The sequence below is a fragment of the Roseobacter sp. GAI101 genome (genome assembly GCF_000156335.1).
In the GTDB taxonomy this organism is placed as follows: Bacteria; Pseudomonadota; Alphaproteobacteria; order Rhodobacterales; family Rhodobacteraceae; genus Sulfitobacter.
The window spans coordinates 2134420-2158074 of the sequence record NZ_DS999213.1; the positions used below are offsets into that span (position 1 = coordinate 2134420).

The following is a 23655-nucleotide window of genomic DNA, read 5'->3' on the forward strand; positions in this document are numbered from 1 at the left end:
AAATTGTATTGGCGCAGCATCGACAATTGATTTTTCCCATCGGATCGGGCTAACAGCGTCCATGCAAATATACCTGCCCATCGCCGAGATTTCGGTTAACGCGTTCCTTCTTTTGGGACTGGGCGGGATTGTGGGTGTCTTGTCGGGCATGTTCGGCGTCGGCGGCGGCTTCCTGATCACGCCCCTGTTGTTCTTTATCGGCATTCCCCCCGCCGTGGCCGTCGCAACGGGTGCGAACCAGATCGTGGCCTCGTCCTTTTCGGCGCTTCTGGCGCATTTGAAACGGAAAACCGTTGATCTGAGGATGGGCAGTGTGCTGCTCGCGGGGGGGCTTGTCGGGGCTGCCGGCGGCGTTGGCATCTTCAACTATCTGAAATCACTGGGTCAGGTCGATCTGCTGGTAAACCTTTGCTATGTGGTGTTCCTGGGCATCATCGGCGGGTTGATGTTCATTGAATCGGTCAATGCACTGTACAAGACCCGATCGGGCAAGCGGCAACCGCGCAAAAAGCACACATGGATCCAAAAGCTGCCCTTCAAGATGCGGTTTCGCGTCACAGGGCTGTATATCTCGGTCATTCCACCCCTGCTGGTGGGGGCGTTCGTCGGCTTGCTTGCGGCGATCATGGGGGTCGGCGGCGGCTTTATCATGGTCCCCGCGATGATCTATCTGCTAGGCATGCCGACCAAAGTGGTTGTCGGAACGTCCCTATTCCAGATCATTTTTGTGACCGCGTTCACCACACTTCTACACGCCACCACCAACTACACGGTCGATATCATCCTGGCTGTCCTGCTGTTGGTCGGCGGCGTGATCGGCGCACAATTCGGCACGACCCTCGGGGCCAAGCTGAAAGCCGAACAGTTGCGCATTCTGCTGGCACTGCTGGTGCTGATCGTCTGTGGCAAGCTGGCACTGGACCTGTTGTTGCAACCGTCCGAGCTGTATTCGATCGGTTTCAGCTCGTGATGCGCGCGCTGCTCGTCCTGATCACCGCCGGGATGCTGGTTGGCGCTGCGCAGGCCGAAGAAGATATCGTACTGGGTCTGAACCAAAGCGAGGTTTCGATCTCAACCAATTTCAACGGCTCCGAGATCATCATCTTCGGTGCCGTAAAACGCGAAACGCCGATCCCCGATGGCCCGGAGCTTGAGGTCGTGGTAACGGTTTCGGGCCCGTCAAAGCCCCTGGTCGTGCGCCGCAAGGAAAAGAAGTTCGGCATCTGGGTGAACGTCGACGCGGTCGAGGTTGACCGCGCGCCCAGCTTTTATGCCGTCGCGACAAGCGCGCCCTTGCGCGAAGTCCTGAACCGGATCGAGGATCTGCGCTACAAGATATCGGTCCCGCGCGCGATCCGGTCGGTCGGGGCCCCCATGAACATCATGAATTCCGCCGCCTTCACCGAGGCGCTGATCCGCATCCGCCGAAAAGAAAATCAGTATCAGCTGATCGAAGACGGGGTCACCGTCGACCAGCAAACGCTTTTCCGCGCAAACGTCCAACTGCCCGCTGCCCTGATCGAAGGCGATTACAACACCCGCATTTTCCTCACGCGGGGGGGCAAGGTGATATCGCAATACGAAACGGTGATTGATGTGCGCAAGGTCGGGCTGGAACGCTGGCTGTATAACCTGTCGCGCGAACAATCGCTGATCTACGGGTTGCTGTCGCTGGCAATCGCGATTGCCGCTGGCTGGGCTGCCTCTGCGGCCTTTGCCCTGCTGCGGCGCTAACCGCGCCCGATATAGGGCATTTTGGTCGCCATCACCGTCATGAACTGCACATTGGCCTGCGCCGGCATCTGCGCCATATGCAGGACCGAGGACGCCGCATGGGCCACATCCATCGTGTCCATTTCAGGATTGGCGGCTTTCAGATCGGCGACCAGTTCACTTTCTGCATTGCCGATGTCGATCTGACCGCAGGCGATATTAAACGGCCGACCGTCCAGCGACAGGGTTCTGGTCAGGCCGGTCACGGCATGTTTGCTCATCGTGTAGCAGACTGACCCGGGGCGCGGCACATAGGCAGACAGGGACCCGTTGTTGATGATACGCCCGCCGTCCGCCTGCTTGCGCATCTGCTCGAACGCCAATTGTGCGGTGATGAACATGCCGTTGATATTGACCTGCATGACTTCGGTCCAAACCTCGAGAGGGACCTCGTCGATGGGGGCGGAAACGCCGAAGAGGCCCGCATTATTGAAAAGCACGTCAATGTGGCCGAAATCCTCGAACGCCTGTCGCATCGCTTTCGGGTCCGTCACGTCGGCGGGCAAAGCCACCGCATTCGGATGCTCTGCCGCCATTGCGTTCAGGCGGTCCGCGCGCCGTGCGATCAGCCCGACACGCCAGCCTGTCTGCAAGAACAGTTCTGCCGTGGCGCGTCCGATGCCCGAGCTTGCGCCAGTGATAAGAATGCTTTTCATGTTTCTTCCTTCTCGGTCTCGATGGCCAGACGCAGCGGGGCGGCAGGGGCTGCGCGCAGATCATCCACCCGCAAAACGCCTGTCGGTTTTGAAAGCCGGTTCCGAACCACCCAGATCAACCGCTCCTGCGCGCGGGTGATCGCGACATAGGCCAGACGCTTCCACAAGGGCTGTCCCGCCTCAGAGCGCCCCATACGCGCCGCTGCATACAGATCGGGCGCGAACACCTGCACCGTGTCCCACTGGCTGCCCTGCGCCTTGTGGATGGTCACAGCAGCACCATGCAGGAAGGTGGCCCCCATACGCGCGGCAAACGGGATAAAGGGCTCTTCCTCGTCCGGCTTTTCGATCTTTACGATCGACGCTGCCGAAATCTGCGGATCCTCCGCCCCCATGACATGCAGGCGGCTGAACCCCGGCTTGCGCCCGTTGCCCAGATAGATGACCTGCGCGCCTTTGATCAGGCCGCGCGCCTCAAGATCCAGACGTTTCTTGCGATGTTTCAGCGGCAGTTCGATCCCGTCGCAAATCAACGGCTCCCCCTCCAGCAGCGCGTCTTCGGGGGCCCCATGCACGGCACGGAATGCATTGATCAACCGGATGCGTGTCGCGTTGCGCCAGACCAGAACAGGCGAACGTGCCATCAAGTCCACTTCGACCCGCTGCCCCCAGACAACGCGATCATCCTTTTTCGAGGCCGCTTCGATCATCCTCTCGAACTGCTCGAACGTCAGATCGGGGTCGGCCAGCGCATGGGCCAGATCAAGGATGGGGTTGTCGGCCTGTTGACGGTGGATGCGGCTCAGGTTCAGCACACGGCCCTTGGGCAGCTTTTCGAAAACCATGGTGCCGGATTGCCCGACCGGGGCCAGCTGTGCAGGATCCCCGAACAACAGCAAGGTCGGGAAGATCTCTTTCAAATCCTCGAACTGCTTGTCATCCAGCATCGAACTTTCATCGACAAAGCCGATGTCCAAGGGCTCTTCGCGCCGTTTCCAGCCCGTGATGAAATCACTGCCACGCAATCCGGCGGCAGCCAACGCGCCGGGGATCGACTTGTTATTTGCGTAAAAGGCAAAGGCCCGGTCCAGCGAGACTTCGTTCATGCCTTCGATTACGGGCCGCTCGCCATTACCCGCAAGCCATTCGGCAATGCGTTCGTATTCAGGGTCATAAACGGGAGTGTACAGGATCCGGTGGATCGTCGTCGCAGGGACGCCGCGCAGCCGCAACACCGATGCGGCCTTGTTTGTCGGTGCCAGGATCGCCAGCGACCGCTTGTCCTTGCGCTTGCGGGATTCGTAGTCGCCGGAAACGATCTCGACGCCAGCGGCTTCCAATGCCTTGTAAAGTTCGGCCAGCAAAAGGGTCTTGCCCGATCCAGCCTTGCCCGTGACCGCCATCACCTGATCCTTGCCGCCCGCAGGCGGCATCAGCAGACTGTCCTCCAGATCAATGCCGGCAAGGCGCAACATCTCGGCAACACTGTCAAATGCAGCGGCTTGATCGTCGGAATAGGTCAGCGCAGGTGTTGTCATGGCGCGACCCTAAATCAGGGGCGCGCCGGGGACCAGATGGCTTAGCCGCAAATCGCAACATCAAGGCTGCGCTCCGCCCCGAAACGCTGCTCGAACCAGTACCGCGACTGAACCAAAGACACCCCCGCACGCCGTGCAACCTGTTGCTGCGCGGCCTCGTCAAACTCCCACAGACCGACGCTGATCTTGGCCGCCCCCTCACCACTGCTGCCCAGAATTTCCGGCGAAGACCCCGTCATGCGATAAATGCGCACCATACGGGCATCGAACACACCCGCAAAATGAGACACGCCGAAACCTTGCATGATCTCGCCGCCGCCCAACATCAGGGCAGCCGCCACATGCGCCGGTGCCCCCTTGGCCAGACAGAACCGCGTGCATTCCCAAATCAACGGGCTTTTGATCGGCCCGGTCAACAAATCCGCAAAATGCTCGTTCACCATCACCCTGCCGGTGGTTGGCAAAAACCGCATCGACCCGCCATGGGTCCCATCAGGGCGCTCCCAGATCACATAAAGCGGATTAAGGTCGTCGTACGCGTCCCGCTCGAACCCGTTCGCATCAACCGTTACGTCCCAATTCAGGCGCATCTTGAACTGCTCTGCCCGATCCCGAAACATGCTGTGTGCCAAACGCGGATGCGATGCTAGTTCATCGCCATAAAGATATCGCAACATAATCTGCCTCTTTCCCCACTGAATGTGAGAAAAGGGATAACAAGCCGACCCTTAACGCCGCTGCACCCGTCCGTACGCCGCACGACACTGGCACGCAACGATCCTGCTTCCAAATGGATCAAAATCCCGGGGGGAGTCCGCAGGACGGGGGCTGGCCCCCCTTACACCGATGGCTAAACGACGATCAGCCCGCGGCTAAGCGCGCGCGCCACGGCGTGGGTTGTATTCATCGCCCCCAGCTTGAACCGCGCACTTTCAATATAGACACGCAGCGTATGTTCCGAAATCGAAAGCGAGTCGGCCACCTGGGCACGGTTGTACCCGATCGCCAAAAGGGTCATCGCATCAATTTCGCGCGGTGACAAAGCCTGCGCGACCTCGGGCGTGCGCCCCGGTTCGAACTCAAGTGCCTTTTGGTTGAAATAATGCGCAATCAGGATCAGATCTCGCCTGTTGGCCTGCGTAAAAGCCTGCCAGGCATCATCCGTGCAATTGTCGTTGACGGTAAACAGGGCGAATTGTCCGTTGGGGCCTCGGATCGGGACGGTAAATCCCTGATTGCCGACACCGTGGTCGATGGCCTCCGTCAGCAGGGCACGCGCGGCCTTGCTGGACCAATCCAGCCGCTTCCAGTCGACCGGGTGAAACCGCTGAAAGCAGCCCGACACGACCGGATCAACCCGTAGATAATTCTGATCAAGATAGCGGGACCGCCATTCCGGTGAATAGGTTCCGCACCCATACTGATCACCCGCAGAGTCCACCCAATGGTAAACGATATGCGCGACACCCAGAAACGTGCGCAGCGCTTCGGTCGCGGTCTGAAGACCGTCAAGCGTGTCGGTCTTTTCCAGCGCCGCCAATATCTGGTCCAGCGTGAGAGTCATTGCCATGCGTTTGCCGTCCGATCCGTTCTTTCAATGCAGATATCTCGGCCAATGCTATAATCGCGGTGTCATCCAGTTGCTCTGCAAGTGCAGGCAGACCATTGATCGTCGCGAAAGTTTTAAGATCGGTGAGAACGTCAAGTATCCAGTCACTTTGCATGTTTAGACTCTCGCTTAATTGGTTAATTCTTTATTAACACAACCATAACATGTGCCTAAATCTGGGTATATTCGCATATTCCAACTCCCCAATTATGGTGAGGCCCCGATTTCCAAGTCCCTGTTTCGTCTGGAACCGCCTTCCGGAACGAAAATCGCCCGCGGATCAGATAGCTGATTCGCGGGCGATTGCTTCCAAATCGTAAACAGTCAGATTATTTTTTGAACTCCAGCGCGTCTTCCAGCGTGCGCAGACCCGTGGTCGGGGATTGAACCAAAACCGACATGTTGCCCGGCTTATGTTCGTTCGCGAGCATCTTCATATGTGCAGCGGGCAGATCGGCCCAGCTGAACACTTCCGACATGCAAGGGTCCAAACGACGCTCAAGCATCAGCTTGTTGGCCGCCGACGCTTGCTTGAGATGGGCAAAGTGGCTGCCCTGCAGGCGCTTCTGGTGCATCCACATATAGCGCACGTCAAGGGTCAGGTTGAACCCCGTCGTCCCGGCGCAGATCACGACCATGCCGCCCTTCTTGCACACGAAAGTAGAGACGGGGAACGTCGCCTCGCCTGGGTGTTCGAATACCATGTCGACGTTCACACCCTTGCCGGTGATCGCCCAGATCGCGGCACCGAATTTCCGCGCTTCTTTGAACCATTCGGCATATTCAGGCGTGTTCACGGTGGGCATCTGCCCCCAGCAATTGAAATCCTTGCGGTTCAGAACGCCTTTGGCCCCCAGATCCATGACGAAATCCCGTTTGGATTCGTCCGAGATGACCCCGATCGCATTCGCACCCGCGGTGTTGATCAACTGGATCGCATAAGACCCCAGCCCGCCCGAAGCGCCCCAGACCAGAACGTTCTGGCCCGGCTTCAGGTCGTGTGGCTCGTGACCGAACAGCATCCGGTAAGCGGTGGCCAGCGTCAGCGTATAGCACGCCGCTTCCTCCCATGTCAGATGCTTGGGGCGCGGCATAAGCTGCTGTGCCTGCACATTGGTGAACTGGGCAAAGGACCCATCGGGCGTCTCATAGCCCCAGATCCGCTGGCTTGGCGAATACATCGGATCGCCGCCATTGCATTCCTCGTCGTCCCCGTCGTCCTGGTTGCAGTGAATAACGACCTCGTCGCCGACCTTCCACCGTTTGACCTTGTCGCCCACCGCCCAGACAATGCCCGCAGCATCGGAACCCGCGATGTGATAGGGTTGCTTGTGGCCGTCAAACGGGCTGATGGGTTTGCCCAACGCAGCCCAGACGCCGTTGTAGTTCACACCGGCCGCCATCACCAAGACCAGCACTTCGTGGCTGTCAAGCGTGGGGACATCGACCACTTCTTCGACCATCGCAGTGTTGGGGTTGCCATGCCGCTCGCGGCGGATCGCCCACGCATACATTTGCTTGGGAACGTATCCCATGGGCGGAATCTCACCCATTTCATACAGGTCTTTTTCGGGGGCGTCATATTGCGCGATATTGGTGTCCAAGGCCATGTCCGTCTCCAACAGTCAGAATAGAGTTGTGCCGCAGTGCAGAATCGCGGCGTCTAAAGCTGGGATATGACCGCTTGCGCAATAATGCAACATGAATTGGCTTCTTTTTGTAATTTTATAACCTCGCAACCGCAGCAATTTGCGAAGTTTCGCCTAAACATCAAAGAAATGCGCAACCGAGTTTGCATAATAGGTCAAAGCCGGCCGTTCATCCGCCGCAGCGACATAGCCATCGCCCACCTTGATGATGAACGCGCGCTGCAAAAGATGCTCGCGGGCTTTGGCAACCGATGCGGGAAAATCAACATGGTCAATCGCATCCGACGCCTTTGCGCGCGCGATCAAACGGTGCATCTCTGCCTCGAGCCTGCCCTCGTCCAACGGCCCTTCGGCCAGAAGCAGAATACGCGCCATCAGGGGCACAAACAGCAGCGGCATCTCATCGGCAATCCGGCGCATCAGATCCTGCGCCAACAGGTTCACATCAGGGGTCGGACCATAATCGCTGAGCAGCACAGGTTCGCCAAACACAACCGCCGCCTCTCCGAAGCGCAAAAACTTGCCACGAATGCGCAGCCACGTCTTGCGCAGGATAAAGACCAGGATCACGGATATACGCGCCTTGAACCGTCTGGTGCCAGCCCGGTCGGCAGCAATCAGAACGCGGTCTTCCAACACCCTGTCGTAATTGATCGCAACGGGTACAAACACCACATCGCGGTCCGCCAGATCAGCTTCGGTCACATAGCCCAGCAGACCCATCTTGGGCGGCATCAATTTCCCATCCAGGCTCAGCCCGCCTTCGGGAAAGATGGCCTGCGTCACGCCGCCTTCGGTTGCCATCTGCACATAACGCGCCAGAACCCTCCGGTATAGCGCACCACGAGATTTGCGCCGGATGAAATAGGCCCCCAGCGACTTGATCAGGCGACTCAACGGCCAGACCCGCGCCCACTCTCCCACGGCATAACTCAACGCCGACGCATCCCCCGCCAGATAAGTCACCAACATGTAATCCATATTGCTGCGGTGGTTCATGACAAAGATTACGGTCGCATCGCCGGGAATTGATTCGATCAATGCAGCATTGTTCGACCCGGTGCGCACTTCGTATAGGGCATTGGCCAGAAACCGGGCCAGTCGGATGCCAAAGCTGAAATAGGCAAAGGCGCTGAAACTGGGCACAATTTCACGGGCATACCGGCGGGCTTGTTCAAAGGCGACGTTTTCCGGCACGCCCTCCTTGCGGGCATGGTTGACGATCGCCTGACTGACTTGCGGATCATAGATCAACCGCTGGATCATGTCGTGACGCCGCGCCAGCTTGAACGGCTCGATCGGTCGGGTCAGACGCCGGTTCAGACGCTCGACGGCCTTTTCTAGTCGGCGTCGGAAAAACCAGCGCACGGAAGGCAGCAGAAAATGACTAAGGGCCGTGACCGCCGCAAAAAGCACGATCACCACAAAAAGCCATACAGGAAGTTCAATCGTATCCGTCATCGTGCAACCCTTGCAGCAGCAAAGGCGTCTGGGCAATATCCCTCCTTTGATTAGTTGTTATCGCGCTATGCGCGCACGCTGCGTCGAAATCACTTTCGTTGAGAAATAAAGCACCGGCACCCCATCGGCTGAATTTGGGTCTTTGAGACTGGAATGAACTGGACACAAGCCAATCGTTCGGTCGACAATGCCGCAACGCAGCGAATTGACACCGCCCGATTGTTTCAAGTATCAGTCACGCAACGCAAGATTATTACGCAACCGATTCACGAGAGGCCGCCCCATGTCGCATCCGCAAAAAGACCGCCCCTGGCTGATCCGCACCTATGCCGGACATTCGACCGCAGAGGCGTCGAATGCGCTGTACCGCGCCAACCTGTTAAAGGGCCAGACCGGACTGTCGGTGGCCTTCGATTTGCCCACGCAGACCGGTTATGACAGCGACCACATTCTGGCACGGGGCGAAGTCGGCAAGGTCGGCGTGCCCGTCAGCCACCTGGGGGACATGCGAATGCTGTTCCGCGATATTCCGCTGGACCAGATGAACACCTCCATGACGATCAACGCGACGGCCCCTTGGCTGCTGGCGCTTTATATCGCCGTGGCCGAGGAACAGGGCGCTGATGTCTCGGCCCTTCAAGGCACGGTGCAAAACGACCTGATCAAGGAATACCTTAGCCGCGGCACCTATATCTGCCCCCCCGCGCCCAGCCTCAAGATGATCGCGGATGTTGCCGAGTATTGTTATACCAACGTGCCGAAATGGAACCCGATGAACGTCTGTTCCTACCACCTGCAAGAGGCCGGTGCCACGCCGGAACAGGAACTGGCCTTCGCCCTTGCCACCGCGACCGCCGTGCTGGATGCCCTGCGCCCACGCGTGCCGGAAAAGGACTTTCCGATGCTGGTCGGGCGGATCTCTTTCTTCGTTAACGCTGGCATCCGATTTGTCACCGAGATGTGCAAAATGCGCGCCTTTGGTGACCTATGGGATGAAATTTGTCTGGAACGCTATGGTGTCGAAGACCCGAAATTCCGCCGCTTCCGCTATGGCGTGCAGGTGAATTCCCTTGGCCTCACGGAACAGCAGCCCGAAAATAACGTCTACCGCATATTGATCGAAATGCTGGCCGTGACCCTGTCGAAAAACGCCCGCGCCCGCGCTGTGCAACTGCCCGCATGGAACGAAGCGCTTGGCCTGCCGCGCCCGTGGGACCAGCAATGGTCGATGCGGATGCAGCAGATCATGGCCTATGAAACGGATTTGTTGGAATTCGACGATCTGTTCGATGGCAACCCTGCCGTGGATCGCAAAGTCGAAGCGCTGAAGGAAGGCGCGCGCGCCGAACTGGCCAATCTGGATGGCATGGGCGGCGCGATCTCGGCCATCGATTATATGAAATCACGACTTGTGGAAAGCAACGCCGACCGTCTGGGCCGGATCGAGGCCGGCGAGACGATCGTGGTGGGTGTGAACAAGTGGCAACAAGGCGAACCGTCCCCTCTGATGACCGGCGATGGCGGCATCATGGTGGTGGACCCCGCCGTGGAGGCCGACCAGATCGACCGTCTGAATACATGGCGCGCGAACCGCGATCAGGCGGCGGTGGACAAGGCGCTTGCCGATTTGCGCGCAGCGGCTGCCGAAGGGCGCAACGTGATGGAGCCTTCGATTGCAGGAGCAAAGGCTGGCGTGACCACAGGCGAATGGGCTGCACAGATGCGCGCCGTCCATGGCGAATATCGTGGGCCGACCGGGGTCGGCACGGGCCGTTCCAACAAGACCGAAGGGCTGGATACCCTGCGCGAAGCGGTTGATGCCGTCAGCACGCGCCTTGGCCGACGCCTGAGCTTTCTGGTGGGCAAGCCCGGCCTGGATGGCCATTCCAACGGTGCGGAGCAAATCGCCGTGCGCGCGCGCGATTGCGGCATGGATATCTCTTACGAGGGTATTCGCCTCACGCCGTCAGAGATCGTCGCGGCGGCTGTCGCGGGCAAACACCACGTTGTCGGGCTTTCTATTCTTTCCGGATCCCATATACCGCTGGTAGAAGATTTGGTGAAACAAATGCGTGACGCCGGTATTGGACATATTCCTCTCATTGTGGGGGGTATTATTCCTGACGACGATTCAAAACGTCTTCTCGCTATGGGTGTAGCGCGCGTCTATACGCCGAAAGATTTCGAATTGAATACCATCATGCAGGACATCGTCACATTGGCAGATCCGCAAACAGTTGCGGCCGAATAATAACGTCATGAATTATTTACTCTCTTTTTTTATCGCTCCTTTTGGAGTAAGGCGACATCACGCTTTTCGAGAGAGGGAATAGCAAAATGACAATCAATCTTGACAGCATGACCCATAAAGAGCTCGAGACGCTCTTGGAAGATGTGAAAAAGGCAATCAAGTCGGCTTACCAACGTGACCGCGTTGAAGCACGTAAAGCAGCAGAAAAAGCAGCGGCACAATTCGGCTTTTCTTTGGATGAAGTTTCCGGCGGCACAACCGGGAAGAAACCGGCGGCAACCAAGGCACCTGCGAAATACGCCAATCCGGAAGACCCTTCCCAAACCTGGACGGGAAAAGGACGCCAGCCAAATTGGTATCGCGAGATGGTTGCCAAAGGCGTTTCACCGGACGACTTGCTGGTTTAAGCCGACATCGGCATAGATCCAGCATCATGATCCAGACTAAAAAGGAGTTTTCCGTGCAAACGTGAAACTCCTTTTTTAATATCCCCAACAACTTATTAAGGCGTCCCATGACAATTCATATTGGTGCAAAACCCGGCGATATTGCCGAAACTGTTTTAATGCCGGGCGATCCGTATCGCGCGAAATGGGCAGCGGAGAATTTCCTGCAAGATGCAAAGCTTGTGAATGACGTGCGTGGCATGTTGGGTTTCACGGGAACCTGGAACGGGCACCGGGTGACAATTCAGGGATCAGGCATGGGGATGCCGTCACTTTCGATTTATGTGAATGAATTGATTACACAATATGACGCCAAAACGCTGATCCGTATTGGGTCATGTGGCGGTATGCAGCCACATGTCGGCATTCGGGACGTCATCATTGCCATGACCGCGACCACCATTACATCACCATCTTCGGGAATATTTCGCGAAATGAATTATGCGCCCTGTGCGGATTGGTCATTGTTGCGGGCTGCCGTCGCGGCGGCAGAGGCAATGGGCACCACGACCCATGTAGGCGGCATCTATTCGTCAGATGTATTTTACGCCGAGCGCCCGGATCTGGACGAGCAGATGACACGCCATGGTATCTTGGGCGTCGAAATGGAGGCGGCAGAGCTCTATACGCTGGCCGCCCGCCACAAGCGGCGCGCATTGGCCGTGCTGACCGTCAGCGATCATCTACAAACCGGTGAAGCGCTTTCGGCGGCAGACCGTGAAGGGTCTTTTGGCGATATGGTCGAAATCGCGCTGGAAGCGGCTTTCGCGGACGTCTGATCGCGTCGATGGCTCTGGACGCTCCGCGGGGGATTTAAGTCCATTTGGAAAACAAGGGCTGCGGCACCAACCGAATGTCAGGTGCCGTGGCTGCGGTCGTAATGGTTGCGCGGGGCTAAATTGATCCCTTCCAAAACGGCCGGATCGGCGGCGAATATTTCAACCAGCAGCGGATGACAGGCAGCCGCGTCTGAAGAATGTTCGGACGAACAGTCCCCCCCTGGGCATGCGCTAAGTGCCCCCAGCAGGTCGATCTCGGCAAAAAACTCGAGGTAGTCTCCCGGCCGGACGGGGCTGGCTTTCATGAAGTATTGCCCTGTGTCCTGCGTAAACCCCGTACACATGAAAACATTGAGAACGTCATGGACATGAGGCTCTGCCTGTAGGGGCGGGACATCCAAGTGGGCAGCCAAGGCACGGACAAGATTGGAATGGCAGCATTGATGATACTGTCCCCCCGCCAGAAGATTATGCGTATAGGGGTCGCAGCGCGTGCCGATCACGTCATGAACAGATCCGCCGAACGCGTCCTTGCCATACCATTCCAGCGTATCATGCGTGATCGTCGCCATGGGCCGCAGATGAGGGAAGCTCGACCACATGCGCTGTCCTGTCGTGATATGGGTCCCATGCAGCGCGCGGGTCTTGCCGGAATAAAATCGTTCGGTCAGGTCGTTTTCCGCCCAAAGGTTCAAATCGCCGACTTGCGGTCCTTCCACCGACCTGATGCGGAAAAAATGGCCCGCCGGGACAGAAAAACATCGCGCATCACGCGCCGGGACAAGCACTTCGTCCACCTTGGTCAGTGTCGCGCGCGCGCGTGTCAGGGCAGCCATATCCGGCACGGGCAGTGTATCAACCGGATAGCAGATCACGGGTTTGACCGCGCGGCGCGCGGCGGCGTCTTCAGGTTCCATCATGTATTTTGTCCTGCTATGCGTCCGGAGAACAGGCAACCGCCCAGAAATGTCCCCTCAAGCGCGTTATAACCATGGTAACCGCCGCCGCCGAAACCGCTGACTTCACCTGCTGCGAATAGTCCCGGGAGTACGGCTCCGGTCGGGGTAAGCACGCGACCCTGCATGTCCGTGTGCAGCCCCCCCAGACTTTTGCGTGTCAGGATGTTCAGCCGCACGGCGATAAGCGGCCCGTTTTGGGGGTCGAGTATTGCATGGGGTTTGGCCGTGCGGATCAGCCGATCCCCCCGGTAGGCGCGCGCGCCTCGGATGGCTGTGATTTGCGCATCCTTGGCAAAGGGGTTGGCCAGTTGCCCGTCCCGTGCCGAAATCTGGCCGCGCACATCCGCCAGATCCAACGGCTGCTCAGGGGTCAACCGGTTCATGCCCGCGACCAAGTCCTCGAGCCTGTCCGCCACGATAAAATCAGCGCCCTTTTCCTTGAACGCTTCGACTGCAGGCGTCGCCCCTTTCCCAAGCCGCGCCTTGAGAACATCGCGCCACCCGCCGTTGGTAAGGTCCGGGTTCTGTTCAGACCCCGACAGGGCGAATTCCTTTTCGATGATCTTTTGGGTCAGGATGAACCAACTGTGGTCGCCGGCGTGCAAAATGCGTTTCAGCGTGGCCAGTGTATCGAAACCGGGCATGCAGGGGGCCTCCATCCGGTCGCCCTTGGCATCCAGCCAGATCGAAGACGGTCCCGGCAGAATGCGAATGCCGTGATTGGGCCAGATGGGGTTCCAGTTTTCGACCCCCTCGCAATAATGCCACATGCGATCTTCGTTAATCAGTCCGGCCCCTGCATCGGCGGCAATGGCGTGCATCTTGCCGTCCACATAGTCGGGAACGCCGGAAATCATGCGCTTTGGGGGCTGGCCCAGACGGTCAACCGGCCAATGCTTGCGCACAAGGTCATGGTTCGCCCCGATCCCGCCGGTGGTCAGGACAATCGCCTCGGCCTGATGATTAAAACCGCCCACGACCGTCCGCCCTGTGCTTTCACCGCGCGGTGCCGTGTTTGGCTCAAGTACATCGCCTGTAACGCCCCTGACAGCGCCATTGGTGACGTCAAGCGCGGTCACACGGTGCCGGAATGCAAGTTTGACCTTACCCGCCAGTACATGTTCTTGCATCAGCTTGGCAAAGGGCGCGACGACGCCCGTGCCTGTCCCCCAGGTGATGTGAAACCGCGGCACCGAATTGCCGTGGCCGCCCGCCAACGCCCCGCCCCGTTCGGCCCAACCGACAACGGGAAACCAGCGCATGCCCAAGCCGTGCAGCCAGGGGCGCATACCGCCGGCCGCCCAGTCGACAAAGCGTTCTGCGTAGGCGCGCGGGTTTGCGTCTTGCTCGCGGTCGAACTGGGCCGACCCCATCCAGTCCGTCAGGGCCAATTCCGCGCTGTCCCGGATACCAAGGCGGCGCTGTTCGGGGGTATCGACCATGAACAAGCCCCCCAGGGACCAGAAAGCCTGCCCGCCAAGGCTTTGCGGACCTTCCTGATCAACCAGCAATACACGCCGCCCGCGCAACACGGCCTCGTGGGCGGCAACCATTCCGGCAAGCCCCGCCCCCACAACGATAACATCTGCTTTGAAGTTTTGATCGGCCATGATCCCCCCGCGCCCGGCAACGCTAAACCACGATGCGTTGCGCTGTCGAGGGGCCGCGTTTTACAATGGGCGCGACGCCACTTTGGCCTTGCAATCGCGTGGGGGACCTTTGGTCGCGGTATAGGCTTCGGCCCCACAGGCGGCGCAGCGATAGAAGTGCAACGCACCCTTGTCGCGCGCGGTGTCCTGACGCCAACGGCATCCCCGCGTGCCTTTGTTGCGCCGCGCAAAATACGCGACGATGACAAAAGCGATCAGGAGGCCGAGGATAATATGCATGGCATTCTATGGCCCATCCCGCGAGAGGCGGGATGGGCATTTACAATCAAACGGTCCGTTCGACCATCATTTTCTTGATATTCGCAATCGCGGCTGCGGGATTAAGGCCCTTGGGGCACGTCTTGGCGCAGTTCATGATCGTGTGGCAGCGGTACAGCTTGAAGGGGTCTTCAAGATCGTCCAGACGTTCGCCTGTGGCCTCGTCACGGCTGTCGATCAACCAGCGGTACGCGTGCAGCAAAGCTGCTGGCCCAAGGTAGCGATCACCGTTCCACCAGTAGCTGGGGCAAGATGTCGAACAGCACGCACACATGATGCATTCATAAAGACCATCCAGCTTGGCACGGTCATCAATCGACTGCTTCCACTCTTTCGCAGGCGCGGGCGTTTCGGTTTCCAACCAAGGCTGGATCGACGCATGCTGCGCATAGAAATGCGTGAGGTCCGGGATCAGATCCTTGACCACTGGCATGTGCGGCAGCGGATAGATTTTCACCGCACCTTTGACCTCTTCGACGCCGTAGGTACATGCAAGCGTGTTGATCCCGTCAATGTTCATCGCACAGGATCCGCAAATCCCTTCGCGGCAGGACCGGCGGAAGGTCAGTGTCGGGTCAATCTCGTTCTTGATCTTGATCAACGCGTCCAAAATCATCGGACCGCAGGTGTCCATATCAACGAAATAGGTGTCGATGGCCGGGTTCTTGCCATCATCAGGATTCCAACGGTAGACTTGGAACTGCTTGAGGTTTTTGGCACCTTCGGGCTTGGGCCACGTCTTACCGGTCGTCATCCGGGAATTCTTGGGGAGCGTGAGTTGAACCATATCGCTTCTCCTGGTCTGGTGGGCCGCAGCCCTTTTCGTTTCAATTCAGGCGCTTACTTCTTTTTGATGTAAAGCGCGTTGCCTTCGGCCTGTAAGGTTTCTTCAAACCCAGCGGCCAGTATTTTTGCACAAAGATCGGTTTGCCATTGGTGGGCGTGGCGCACTTCGATCAGGATCGCATCGGGCAGCCATCCACCGTCTGCCGCGCCATCAAGCATCGGGTTCAGCACGACTTCCTCGGCCCCCTCCACGTCGATCTTGATTACGGTAAGATCGTGATTCTTTGCAGCATCGGTGAAGGCCGAAAGGGGGCGCGTCGGCACCAGCAGCCCGCCGGTGCGCTGGCGCGGCTGAACCCGCTTGAGCGACGCCTGCCCATAGTTATGGCCCCGAAAGTTCAAGACCGCTTCGCCATCGCGGTCGGACAGGGCACAGCCTTCGATGCGAACTTTGCTATGCAGATCATTTAGCTGGATGTTGGTCGCCAGCCGTCCGATCATCACGGGGTTCGGCTCAAACGCGACAACTCGGGAGCCGTCACCACTGGCCAGGCCAAGCGGAATGGTGAACGCCCCGCAATTCGCACCAATATCCAGAACCAGAACATTACGGTCTTCGACCAATTGAACCAAGGCCAATAGCGATTTCAGTTCGGGCGGATATCCTTCCAGCCAGATACAGGTTTCTGTGTAATTATCACGCGGGTCGACCACCATCCGGATGTCCGCGAATTCGATTTCGACAGGGGAGAGTGTAGCATTGATCGCAGCGCGTTCCTTGGACGTTCCGTTGCGAAAACGGTCACGCAACGTGTCCATGTCGGCCGCTTTGATCTGGTCCATCATATCTGAGGTTCCATGCACAGCGCTCATCACCCCAGCGTCCCAGTCATGCCCAAGGTCGATTGCGACAGGCATCGCACGGTTTCAGGACGCGACAATACCGTGCGGACGGTTGCGACGGTTGTGTCATCGACCCCCATCACGGCCGACTTGGCGAAAACCCGAATCTCGATCGCGTCGGAATTGTCGATGATGCAATCGGTAAAGGGGGTAATCATTTGTTTTGGGACCTGCGGGAAACGGGTAGCGATCGTTTGGGATACGACGCCTTTGGCGCTTTCGCGCGCAAGGGTATCCACGCGCTGCGATGCCTGATCGCAGGCTGTCAAAGCAAAAAGAACAACTATGGCTAAAACCTGTTTCATACGCTCCGCTTTCCAAGATCGCTGCGACAAACCCGTGCATCGCTCACGTGACCCACCTGCACCTTGCAGAGGTCACAATAAGCCGCATAGCAAGCCTTCGACGTCCCCGTCATGACAGGGCCGCCGCTAAAATTACGTTCCTCCGCAAGGCAACAGCCATGCGGAGGCCCAGAGGACTGCCGCATTCAGTAGGGCTGATGCCTTGGGTAAAACCCGTCATTCGATCAATAAACCCGCGCTTTGGGCGCGATCTTTTTCAAGTCGATGCCGCCGTCGTTATGGCTTGTCAGCGGTTGCAGGTGCACCCCACGGTAGCCCAGCGTCGCCTCGTTGCCCTTGAACCAGACAAGGCTGTGCTTGCGCCAGTTCTCGTCGTCGCGATCGGGGTAATCCTCGTGAGCGTGTGCCCCACGGCTTTCCTTGCGTGCCGCAGCAGCCGAGATTGTCGCCACCGCATTCGGCATCAGGTTGGTCAGCTCGAGGGTTTCCATCAGGTCGGAGTTCCAGACTAGGGATTTATCCGTCACCTTGAGGTCGGAAATCTTGCCTGCAACCTCGTCCATCTTGACCTTGCCTTCGTTCAGCGTCTTGTCCGTGCGGAACACGGCAGCATCGGCCTGCATCGTTTTCTGCATCTCAAGGCGCAGTTCAGCAGTTGCAACATGCCCCTTGGCATAGCGCAGACCATCGAACCGGCTGAACGCCGCTTCGATCGACCGCGTGTTCGGGGTTGGCACAGGTGTCGAAGGATCGACGATTTCCTTGGCACGGATCGCGGCAGCGCGGCCAAAGACCACGAGGTCGATCAGCGAGTTCGATCCAAGACGGTTGGCACCGTGAACCGACGCGCAGCCGGCTTCACCAACGGCCATCAGACCGGGTGACACGTTGTCAGGCTTGTCCGCCGTGGGTGCCAGCACCTCGCCCCAGTAATTCGTGGGGATGCCGCCCATGTTGTAATGAACGGTTGGCAGTACCGGAATAGGTTCCTTGGTCAGATCTACACCGGCAAAGATGCGCGCGGATTCAGAAATACCAGGCAAACGCAGATCCAACGTTTCCTTTGGCAGGTGGTTCAGGTGCAAGTGAATGTGATCCTTGCTCTCTCCCACACCGCGGCCTTCGCGAATCTCCATCGTCATGCAGCGCGAAACAACGTCGCGGCTGGCAAGGTCTTTGTAGGTCGGCGCGTACCGCTCCATAAAGCGTTCGCCTTCGGAGTTGGTCAGATAGCCACCTTCACCCCGCGCCCCTTCGGTGATCAGACAGCCTGCGCCATAGATACCGGTGGGGTGGAACTGAACGAATTCCATGTCTTGCAGGGGCAGACCGGCGCGTGCAGTCATGCCGCCGCCATCGCCTGTACAGGTATGTGCAGAAGTCGCGCTGAAATAGGCGCGGCCATAGCCGCCTGTCGCCAGAACGACCATCTTGGCGCTGAACAGGTGCATTGTACCGTCATCAAGCTTCCAGCACAGCACACCCTGGCAGACGCCATCATCAGACATGATCAGGTCAATCGCGAAATATTCGATGTAGAATTCCGCGTTGTGCTTGAGCGATTGACCATAAAGCGTGTGCAAAATGGCATGGCCGGTCCGGTCCGCGGCGGCACAGGTGCGCTGCACGGGGGGGCCTTCACCGAATTCGGTGGTGTGGCCGCCAAAGGGCCGCTGATAGATCTTGCCTGCTTCAGTGCGCGAGAACGGCACGCCGTAATGCTCAAGCTCGTAAACGGCCTTTGGCGCTTCGCGTGCAAGGTATTCCATTGCATCGGTATCGCCCAACCAATCAGACCCTTTGACCGTGTCATACATGTGCCACTGCCAGTTGTCGGGCCCCATGTTGGACAGCGACGCCGCGATGCCGCCCTGTGCGGCAACCGTGTGCGAGCGGGTCGGGAATACTTTGGTAACGCAGGCTGTCTTCAGCCCCTGCTCGGCCATGCCGAGGGTCGCGCGCAGACCGGCACCGCCAGCCCCCACGACAACCACGTCATATTCATGCGTCTCATAGTCATATGCAGCCATGTCTCGGTCTCCCGTGTAGCGAATTCTTGTTTTAAAGCGCGAGGCGGATGATGGCGAACACGCCAGCCGCCGCTGCGCCGTAGCTGAGGCAGGTCATCAGGATGATCGCGACTTTCTGCGACAGCCCATGAACATAGTCCTCAATCAGCACCTGCACACCGTCGTTGAAATGCTTGAAGCCAACGGCGATCGTGAGGGCTGCGATCAATGCAGGAAAAGGCTTGGCGTAATAGGCCAAAATCTCTTCGTAGGTGCCACCAAGTGCCGCACCAAAAGTAAAGACGAACAAGGGGATCAGGATCAGCAATGCAACCGAGCTGACTTTCATCGCCCAGAAATGCGCGGTCCCGGATTTTGCCGACCCCATGCCGACGGCGCGTTTGCGGTCTGTCAAATAAGCCATGTCTATCCCCCTCAGATGATCAGCGCGGTGATGATGGTCAGCAGGACGGAGCCCACCAAGGCGGCCCACCCCAGTTTTTCCGCCGTCTGAATGTCCAGCCCATAGCCGTTGTCCCAGATCAGGTGCCGGATGCCCGCCAGTGTGTGATACCACAGACCGAGCAGAGAGAAGAACATGATCAAATCACCAAACCAGCTGGTGATGAAACCGTTTGCCGCCGCGAATGCCTCGGGGGATGTGGCCGCCGCGAGGAACCACCACACGATCAACAACGCAGCAACCAGCATCGCGTTGCCGGTGATGCGTGTCAGGATCGACGTCATCGAGGTCAATTGAGGGCGATAGATCGTTAGATGGGGTGACAGCGGGCGGTTGCCCCGGTTCACATCAGCCATGATGGATTCCTTTTCTCGTCTAATTGAGCCTATAGATAGCGGTATTTTCTGTGCTGTCACGCGCAGACGTCTGTTTTGCACGTCGTTTAAGGGTTTTTGCGGCAAATTCCTCCGAAAATCCTAAAAGTAACCTAATTTGTGATCACGGATTTTTCGGCTGTGATCACAAAATTCGCGCTATAGTGCATTCAATATCTTTTACGGCACCAATTGCTACCGATGCTTTAATGGGCGTGCATTGAACGCTTTTCGACGGTGCCCGTGTGTATGTAACTTGGCTTTTACGGCTCAAGATGGATTTCCGCCTCTGCCCGATTGAAGCTCGAGCGATAAGAAAGTGCTGAAACTTGAGGAACGACACAGGGACACAACAGCGCAGCAAAAGCTGCAAGGCATACCGGTCTTAGCTGTTAAATGACGGGAAATCTTGTCTGCCTGACGGTCTGCGGGTGGCGCTGCTTCGTCGGGGCGTGTGCAGCAGGCGGTCACGATCAATGCAAAAAGGTTTTGCCAATCGCCTCGCCTGCTGCGTCTTCTTATCAGCTCAAGGAGCCATCAATGCCTTTGCATGCATCGACCAAGCCTTTGACAGCGTTGACGGAATTGTCGAACATCGCCTGCTCTTCCTTATCCATCGAAATCTCGACAACACGCTCGACGCCACCGGCACCGATCACGGTTGGCACACCGACGTAGAAACCATCAAGACCGTAAGCACCGTCAACATAGGCGGCGCAAGGCAGCACGCGCTTTTGGTCTTTAAGATAGGCTTCTGCCATCTCGATCGCGGAAGTCGCAGGTGCGTAGAACGCGGAACCTGTCTTGAGCAGACCAACGATTTCGGCACCGCCGTCACGGGTGCGCTGAACGATCGCGTCCAGTTTTTCCTGCGAGGTCCAGCCCATTTTTACCAGATCAGGCAATGGGATACCGGCGACGGTCGAATAGCGCGTAAGCGGCACCATCGTGTCACCATGCCCGCCCAGAACGAACGCGGTCACGTCCTTCATCGAGACATTGAATTCAGTCGCGAGGAAGTGGCGGAAGCGTGCCGAATCAAGCACACCGGCCATGCCGCACACCATGTGATGGGGCAGACCTGAAAATTCGCGCAGGGCCCAAACCATCGCATCAAGCGGGTTGGTGATGCAGATTACGAATGCATTCGGCGCATGGGCCGCGATACCTTCGCCGACGGATTTCATGACCTTGAGGTTGATGCCCAGCAGGTCATCACGGCTCATCCCCGGCTTGCGGGCAACACCGGCAGTCACGATGCACACATCGGCACCGGCGATATCGGCATAATCATTCGCGCCGCTCATGGTGGCGTCGAACTTGGCCGAAGGGCCCGATTCTGCGATATCCAGCGCTTTGCCTTGCGGCACGCCTTCGGCAATATCGAACAGGACGACGTCGCCAAGTTCTTTAATTGCTGCAAGATGGGCAAGTGTGCCCCCGATCTGCCCAGCGCCGATAAGCGCGATTTTGGGTCTGGCCATGTGGTATTCTCCGACAAGGTTGCGTTGAGGCAGGGGATAGCGAAAAGCTTCTCACCGTGCAAGTTGCGCATGAACCTTGGCGTATCGAAGGTGAATAAACGCATAAAAATAGGCCATTCCCGGTTGGAAATGGCCCATTTTCTTGTCTTGCTCAGCCCTTGCGAGCCAGTATTAATCGCGCGTTAGCGAATTAGTCCTGGTATTCTGGCAGAGCTTCCAGCGCTTCTTTGTTGCTGTCGATGTAGATGCGGAAGTCATCGCCATCGGTTTCTTTCAGGACCTGAAGTTCGTCCCAAGTTACGGCAACAGGCTTTTCGCCCAGACCCAGGAAGCCACCAACGTTGATCACAACTGCGGTTACTTTACCGGCATCGTCCAGAACGAGTGCACCCACTTCACCAACGGTTTCATCGTTTGTACCGTAGACATAAGTACCTTCCAGCTCTTCTGCTGTCAGACCCTGCATTTCTTCCATGTTGGCGTCTGCAAAGCCTTCATATTCGGCTGTCGGGCGGGCCAGCATGGCGCGCTCTTGATCCGCGTCAGCGTTTTCAACTTCAGCTTCAGCGTTCTCAGCTGCGGCTTCTGTTTTGTCTGCGGCCTCGTCTACCTCTTTGGCAGCCTCATCGGCGGCTTGGTCAACTTCTTTTGCGGCCTTGTCTGTCGCTTGGTCTACCTCTTCGGCAGCCGCTGCAACATCATCGTCCATGGCGCGGTCGAATTCGGGGGCTTGCTCAAGCTCTTCCTTGGAAGTGGTTACAACTAGGAAACGATCGTTCGAATCGCCCTCTTCCATGACAACTTTGATGGCGTCCATGCTGACGGTTACGTCACGTTCGCCCATACCAAGGAAACCGCCGACGCCCAGAATAACGGCCTTCACGTCGCCGTTTTCGTCCAGCAGAATGTCGTTGATTTCGCCGATGTCATCCCATTCGGCTTCTGCGCCGTCTGCGATTTTTGCGTTGCCGTCAACTTCGGTTTCGGAGTTATAGATGCGCATGCCGATCAGGTCGGAAGCGAAAAAATCAGATTGTTCAGCAGTTGTGGTACCAAACCCTGCAGAGGTGTGGGATTCAGCAAATGCTGCGCCCGAGAGAGAAAGAAGGATAGCTGTTGTTCCAAGAATACGTTTCATTACTGGTTACTCCGTTTTGAGGTCCGTGCGAATATCGCCCGGTTGTAGTATTAACCACGATCTCGTGATTTCGTTCCAAACGGGTGCGGTTTTTTTCAACTCTTTTTATTTCGCGCGGACAGACTCAAAGACATGAAACGATGACGCTGGATTTCTGGTTTTTCTGCATCGCTGGCCCCGCCGTTCTTTTCGCCGGCATTTCGAAAGGCGGGTTCGGATCCGGTGCCGCTTTTGCCAGCGCGTCGATCCTGGCGTTGGTCATTGAACCGGGCATGGCCCTTGGGATCATGCTGCCGCTTTTGATGCTGATCGATGTATCGACGCTCAGACCCTATTGGGGCAAGTGGGGCGCGTCCGAGGTAAAGTTGCTTGTCGCTGGCGGAGTCCCGGGCGTCATCTTGGGCGCGCTTTTGTACAAGATCGCGTCACCCGATTTCTTTCGTCTGCTGATCGGCGGAATATCAGTGGGTTTCGTGATCTGGCAATTGGGCCGAAGCACGGGATGGATCGCAGCTGGAAAACGCAGCCTGCCAAGCTCTGCCGGTTTGTTCTGGGGCGCGGTCGCAGGGTTCACCAGCTTTGTCAGTCATGCCGGTGGCCCCCCGGCCGCCGTCTACCTTCTGTCGCGCAACCTGAGCAAAACGCAATATCAGGCAACCACAGTCCTTTTGTTCTGGACATTGAACGCCGTCAAATTCGTGCCCTATGCCTTTCTCGGGATTTTCACGATGGAAACGATGACGGCGGACCTGCTTCTGGCACCATTCGCAATTGCGGGCGCATGGATCGGCGTCAAGGCGCACAGGCTGATCTCGCAAAAGGTGTTCTTTGGCATCACCTACCTCTTACTTATGGTCACGGGTACCAAGCTGATCTGGGACGGGCTGACCTAACTTGCCTGCGCCTTGCTTTTTGCCAGACCTTGTTCAGGTGTGCTTTCCCCCTGCACCAACCCGATATCCTGCGTCGCCGCGATGACGATGGCGGCGGCGGCAGTCAAAGCGGCCAATTGAAACAGCTTGTGGAACTTCGCCATACAACCCTCCTGTCCTGAAGGCCCTTTGAGGATACACCATCAAAGGGCGACAACGCTTTCGGGACGCCCACATGCGACCCACCTGATAGCAAAAAACCAACGCCAATC

Annotated in this window: 24 protein-coding genes; 6 read left to right on the plus strand and 18 right to left on the minus strand. The window is 57.7% G+C overall.

The features are described 5' to 3' along the window. The first annotated feature begins 61 nt into the window (after positions 1 to 61). Together RGAI101_RS09910 and RGAI101_RS09915 are read left to right on the plus strand one after the other, a co-directional pair. Positions 62 to 970: a sulfite exporter TauE/SafE family protein gene (locus RGAI101_RS09910; RefSeq protein WP_008228225.1), complete on the plus strand. Its 909-nt coding sequence runs from the start codon at positions 62 to 64 to the stop codon at positions 968 to 970. Further along, a complete protein-coding gene (locus tag RGAI101_RS09915; RefSeq protein ID WP_008226189.1) occupies positions 970 to 1734 on the plus strand; it encodes a TIGR02186 family protein in 765 nt (254 codons plus the stop codon). The genes RGAI101_RS09910 and RGAI101_RS09915 overlap by 1 nt, the downstream gene beginning before the upstream one ends. On the opposite strand, the gene RGAI101_RS09920 is transcribed toward RGAI101_RS09915, so the two are convergent. The 6 genes from RGAI101_RS09920 to RGAI101_RS09945 all read right to left on the minus strand — a co-directional run bounded on the left by RGAI101_RS09920 (position 1731) and on the right by RGAI101_RS09945 (position 8686). Further along, positions 1731 to 2429 carry an SDR family oxidoreductase gene (locus RGAI101_RS09920; protein WP_008227761.1) on the minus strand — a complete coding sequence of 233 codons (699 nt, stop codon included), beginning with the start codon at positions 2427 to 2429 and terminating at the stop codon, positions 1731 to 1733. The two genes, RGAI101_RS09915 and RGAI101_RS09920, sit on opposite strands and share 4 nt — an antisense overlap. Then, the gene (locus RGAI101_RS09925) at positions 2426 to 3967 is read right to left on the minus strand and encodes an ATP-dependent DNA helicase (RefSeq protein ID WP_008227240.1); all 1542 of its coding nucleotides are present in this window, start codon (positions 3965 to 3967) and stop codon (positions 2426 to 2428) included. Before RGAI101_RS09925 ends, RGAI101_RS09920 begins: the two co-directional genes overlap by 4 nt. A gap of 41 nt (positions 3968 to 4008) precedes the next feature. After that, complete coding sequence (locus tag RGAI101_RS09930; protein WP_008229040.1) at positions 4009 to 4644, minus strand: acyl-homoserine-lactone synthase; 636 nt, start codon at positions 4642 to 4644, stop codon at positions 4009 to 4011. 173 nt (positions 4645 to 4817) lie between these two features. Then, the gene (locus RGAI101_RS09935) at positions 4818 to 5537 is read right to left on the minus strand and encodes a helix-turn-helix transcriptional regulator (protein ID WP_008225238.1); all 720 of its coding nucleotides are present in this window, start codon (positions 5535 to 5537) and stop codon (positions 4818 to 4820) included. 368 nt (positions 5538 to 5905) lie between these two features. Beyond that, positions 5906 to 7186 (minus strand): crotonyl-CoA carboxylase/reductase, encoded by a 1281-nt coding sequence (gene ccrA, locus RGAI101_RS09940; RefSeq protein ID WP_008227210.1) that lies wholly within the window; start codon positions 7184 to 7186, stop codon positions 5906 to 5908. 153 nt (positions 7187 to 7339) lie between these two features. Then, a complete protein-coding gene (locus RGAI101_RS09945; RefSeq protein WP_008229273.1) occupies positions 7340 to 8686 on the minus strand; it encodes a 1-acyl-sn-glycerol-3-phosphate acyltransferase in 1347 nt (448 codons plus the stop codon). A gap of 187 nt (positions 8687 to 8873) precedes the next feature. Between RGAI101_RS09945 and RGAI101_RS09950 the strand changes: the two genes are divergently transcribed. The 3 genes from RGAI101_RS09950 to deoD all read left to right on the plus strand — a co-directional run bounded on the left by RGAI101_RS09950 (position 8874) and on the right by deoD (position 12162). Next, positions 8874 to 10937, plus strand: a complete 2064-nt coding sequence (locus RGAI101_RS09950; RefSeq protein WP_302621178.1) for a protein meaA — start codon at positions 8874 to 8876, stop codon at positions 10935 to 10937. An 86-nt stretch (positions 10938 to 11023) separates the two neighbouring features. Continuing rightward, positions 11024 to 11344 carry an H-NS histone family protein gene (locus tag RGAI101_RS09955; protein ID WP_008227246.1) on the plus strand — a complete coding sequence of 107 codons (321 nt, stop codon included), beginning with the start codon at positions 11024 to 11026 and terminating at the stop codon, positions 11342 to 11344. A gap of 107 nt (positions 11345 to 11451) precedes the next feature. Then, the gene (gene deoD, locus RGAI101_RS09960; protein WP_008227924.1) at positions 11452 to 12162 is read left to right on the plus strand and encodes a purine-nucleoside phosphorylase; all 711 of its coding nucleotides are present in this window, start codon (positions 11452 to 11454) and stop codon (positions 12160 to 12162) included. Positions 12163 to 12239: 77 nt separating this feature from the next. Here the strand turns inward: deoD and RGAI101_RS09965 are convergent, their stop codons facing one another. The 11 genes from RGAI101_RS09965 to RGAI101_RS10015 all read right to left on the minus strand — a co-directional run bounded on the left by RGAI101_RS09965 (position 12240) and on the right by RGAI101_RS10015 (position 22511). Beyond that, positions 12240 to 13082, minus strand: a complete 843-nt coding sequence (locus tag RGAI101_RS09965; protein ID WP_008225836.1) for an urea carboxylase-associated family protein — start codon at positions 13080 to 13082, stop codon at positions 12240 to 12242. Next, positions 13079 to 14731, minus strand: a complete 1653-nt coding sequence (locus RGAI101_RS09970; protein ID WP_008225182.1) for an FAD-binding dehydrogenase — start codon at positions 14729 to 14731, stop codon at positions 13079 to 13081. Before RGAI101_RS09970 ends, RGAI101_RS09965 begins: the two co-directional genes overlap by 4 nt. Positions 14732 to 14791: 60 nt before the next feature. Further along, a complete protein-coding gene (locus tag RGAI101_RS09975) occupies positions 14792 to 15010 on the minus strand; it encodes a hypothetical protein (RefSeq protein ID WP_008228734.1) in 219 nt (72 codons plus the stop codon). Between the two features lie 46 nt (positions 15011 to 15056). Beyond that, positions 15057 to 15836, minus strand: coding sequence for a succinate dehydrogenase iron-sulfur subunit (locus RGAI101_RS09980; protein ID WP_037227917.1), 780 nt, complete (start codon positions 15834 to 15836; stop codon positions 15057 to 15059). A 53-nt stretch (positions 15837 to 15889) separates the two neighbouring features. After that, entirely contained in the window at positions 15890 to 16681 is a 792-nt protein-coding gene (locus RGAI101_RS09985) for an FkbM family methyltransferase (RefSeq protein ID WP_008226263.1), read from the minus strand. A 26-nt stretch (positions 16682 to 16707) separates the two neighbouring features. Next, on the minus strand, positions 16708 to 17043 hold the full coding sequence (locus tag RGAI101_RS09990) for a hypothetical protein (RefSeq protein WP_037227924.1): 336 nt from the start codon (positions 17041 to 17043) through the stop codon (positions 16708 to 16710). 224 nt (positions 17044 to 17267) lie between these two features. Continuing rightward, on the minus strand, positions 17268 to 19073 hold the full coding sequence (gene sdhA, locus RGAI101_RS09995) for a succinate dehydrogenase flavoprotein subunit (RefSeq protein WP_008229017.1): 1806 nt from the start codon (positions 19071 to 19073) through the stop codon (positions 17268 to 17270). A gap of 31 nt (positions 19074 to 19104) precedes the next feature. After that, the gene (gene sdhD / locus RGAI101_RS10000; RefSeq protein ID WP_008226558.1) at positions 19105 to 19476 is read right to left on the minus strand and encodes a succinate dehydrogenase, hydrophobic membrane anchor protein; all 372 of its coding nucleotides are present in this window, start codon (positions 19474 to 19476) and stop codon (positions 19105 to 19107) included. An 11-nt stretch (positions 19477 to 19487) separates the two neighbouring features. After that, positions 19488 to 19871, minus strand: a complete 384-nt coding sequence (gene sdhC / locus RGAI101_RS10005) for a succinate dehydrogenase, cytochrome b556 subunit (protein ID WP_008227999.1) — start codon at positions 19869 to 19871, stop codon at positions 19488 to 19490. Positions 19872 to 20410: 539 nt separating this feature from the next. After that, entirely contained in the window at positions 20411 to 21373 is a 963-nt protein-coding gene (gene mdh, locus RGAI101_RS10010) for a malate dehydrogenase (RefSeq protein ID WP_008228589.1), read from the minus strand. 190 nt (positions 21374 to 21563) lie between these two features. Next, positions 21564 to 22511, minus strand: a complete 948-nt coding sequence (locus tag RGAI101_RS10015; RefSeq protein WP_008226071.1) for a PRC-barrel domain-containing protein — start codon at positions 22509 to 22511, stop codon at positions 21564 to 21566. Between the two features lie 140 nt (positions 22512 to 22651). Here RGAI101_RS10015 and RGAI101_RS10020 point away from each other — a divergent pair, with 140 nt between their 5' ends. Beyond that, the gene (locus RGAI101_RS10020; protein WP_008225910.1) at positions 22652 to 23404 is read left to right on the plus strand and encodes a sulfite exporter TauE/SafE family protein; all 753 of its coding nucleotides are present in this window, start codon (positions 22652 to 22654) and stop codon (positions 23402 to 23404) included. On the opposite strand, the gene RGAI101_RS21910 is transcribed toward RGAI101_RS10020, so the two are convergent. Further along, positions 23401 to 23547 (minus strand): hypothetical protein, encoded by a 147-nt coding sequence (locus RGAI101_RS21910; protein WP_157044673.1) that lies wholly within the window; start codon positions 23545 to 23547, stop codon positions 23401 to 23403. The two genes, RGAI101_RS10020 and RGAI101_RS21910, sit on opposite strands and share 4 nt — an antisense overlap. Positions 23548 to 23655 lie beyond the last annotated feature (108 nt).

Excerpts from the sequence above, each read along its gene's own strand:
- RGAI101_RS09945 (WP_008229273.1), bottom strand. The coding sequence starts at position 8,686 with ATGACGGATACGATTGAACTTCCTGTATGGCTTTTTGTGGTGATCGTG.
- RGAI101_RS09935 (WP_008225238.1), bottom strand. The coding sequence starts at position 5,537 with ATGGCAATGACTCTCACGCTGGACCAGATATTGGCGGCGCTGGAAAAG.
- RGAI101_RS09910 (WP_008228225.1), top strand. The coding sequence starts at position 62 with ATGCAAATATACCTGCCCATCGCCGAGATTTCGGTTAACGCGTTCCTT.
- RGAI101_RS21910 (WP_157044673.1), bottom strand. The coding sequence starts at position 23,547 with ATGGCGAAGTTCCACAAGCTGTTTCAATTGGCCGCTTTGACTGCCGCC.
- RGAI101_RS09950 (WP_302621178.1), top strand. The coding sequence starts at position 8,874 with ATGCCGCAACGCAGCGAATTGACACCGCCCGATTGTTTCAAGTATCAG.
- sdhD (WP_008226558.1), bottom strand. The coding sequence starts at position 19,476 with ATGGCTTATTTGACAGACCGCAAACGCGCCGTCGGCATGGGGTCGGCA.
- RGAI101_RS10020 (WP_008225910.1), top strand. The coding sequence starts at position 22,652 with ATGACGCTGGATTTCTGGTTTTTCTGCATCGCTGGCCCCGCCGTTCTT.
- RGAI101_RS09955 (WP_008227246.1), top strand. The coding sequence starts at position 11,024 with ATGACAATCAATCTTGACAGCATGACCCATAAAGAGCTCGAGACGCTC.
- RGAI101_RS09970 (WP_008225182.1), bottom strand. The coding sequence starts at position 14,731 with ATGGCCGATCAAAACTTCAAAGCAGATGTTATCGTTGTGGGGGCGGGG.
- deoD (WP_008227924.1), top strand. The coding sequence starts at position 11,452 with ATGACAATTCATATTGGTGCAAAACCCGGCGATATTGCCGAAACTGTT.
- RGAI101_RS09915 (WP_008226189.1), top strand. The coding sequence starts at position 970 with ATGCGCGCGCTGCTCGTCCTGATCACCGCCGGGATGCTGGTTGGCGCT.
- RGAI101_RS09980 (WP_037227917.1), bottom strand. The coding sequence starts at position 15,836 with ATGGTTCAACTCACGCTCCCCAAGAATTCCCGGATGACGACCGGTAAG.
- sdhA (WP_008229017.1), bottom strand. The coding sequence starts at position 19,073 with ATGGCTGCATATGACTATGAGACGCATGAATATGACGTGGTTGTCGTG.
- RGAI101_RS09920 (WP_008227761.1), bottom strand. The coding sequence starts at position 2,429 with ATGAAAAGCATTCTTATCACTGGCGCAAGCTCGGGCATCGGACGCGCC.
- sdhC (WP_008227999.1), bottom strand. The coding sequence starts at position 19,871 with ATGGCTGATGTGAACCGGGGCAACCGCCCGCTGTCACCCCATCTAACG.
- RGAI101_RS09985 (WP_008226263.1), bottom strand. The coding sequence starts at position 16,681 with ATGATGGACCAGATCAAAGCGGCCGACATGGACACGTTGCGTGACCGT.
- RGAI101_RS09965 (WP_008225836.1), bottom strand. The coding sequence starts at position 13,082 with ATGATGGAACCTGAAGACGCCGCCGCGCGCCGCGCGGTCAAACCCGTG.
- RGAI101_RS10015 (WP_008226071.1), bottom strand. The coding sequence starts at position 22,511 with ATGAAACGTATTCTTGGAACAACAGCTATCCTTCTTTCTCTCTCGGGC.
- ccrA (WP_008227210.1), bottom strand. The coding sequence starts at position 7,186 with ATGGCCTTGGACACCAATATCGCGCAATATGACGCCCCCGAAAAAGAC.
- RGAI101_RS09990 (WP_037227924.1), bottom strand. The coding sequence starts at position 17,043 with ATGAAACAGGTTTTAGCCATAGTTGTTCTTTTTGCTTTGACAGCCTGC.
- RGAI101_RS09925 (WP_008227240.1), bottom strand. The coding sequence starts at position 3,967 with ATGACAACACCTGCGCTGACCTATTCCGACGATCAAGCCGCTGCATTT.
- mdh (WP_008228589.1), bottom strand. The coding sequence starts at position 21,373 with ATGGCCAGACCCAAAATCGCGCTTATCGGCGCTGGGCAGATCGGGGGC.
- RGAI101_RS09930 (WP_008229040.1), bottom strand. The coding sequence starts at position 4,644 with ATGTTGCGATATCTTTATGGCGATGAACTAGCATCGCATCCGCGTTTG.
- RGAI101_RS09975 (WP_008228734.1), bottom strand. The coding sequence starts at position 15,010 with ATGCATATTATCCTCGGCCTCCTGATCGCTTTTGTCATCGTCGCGTAT.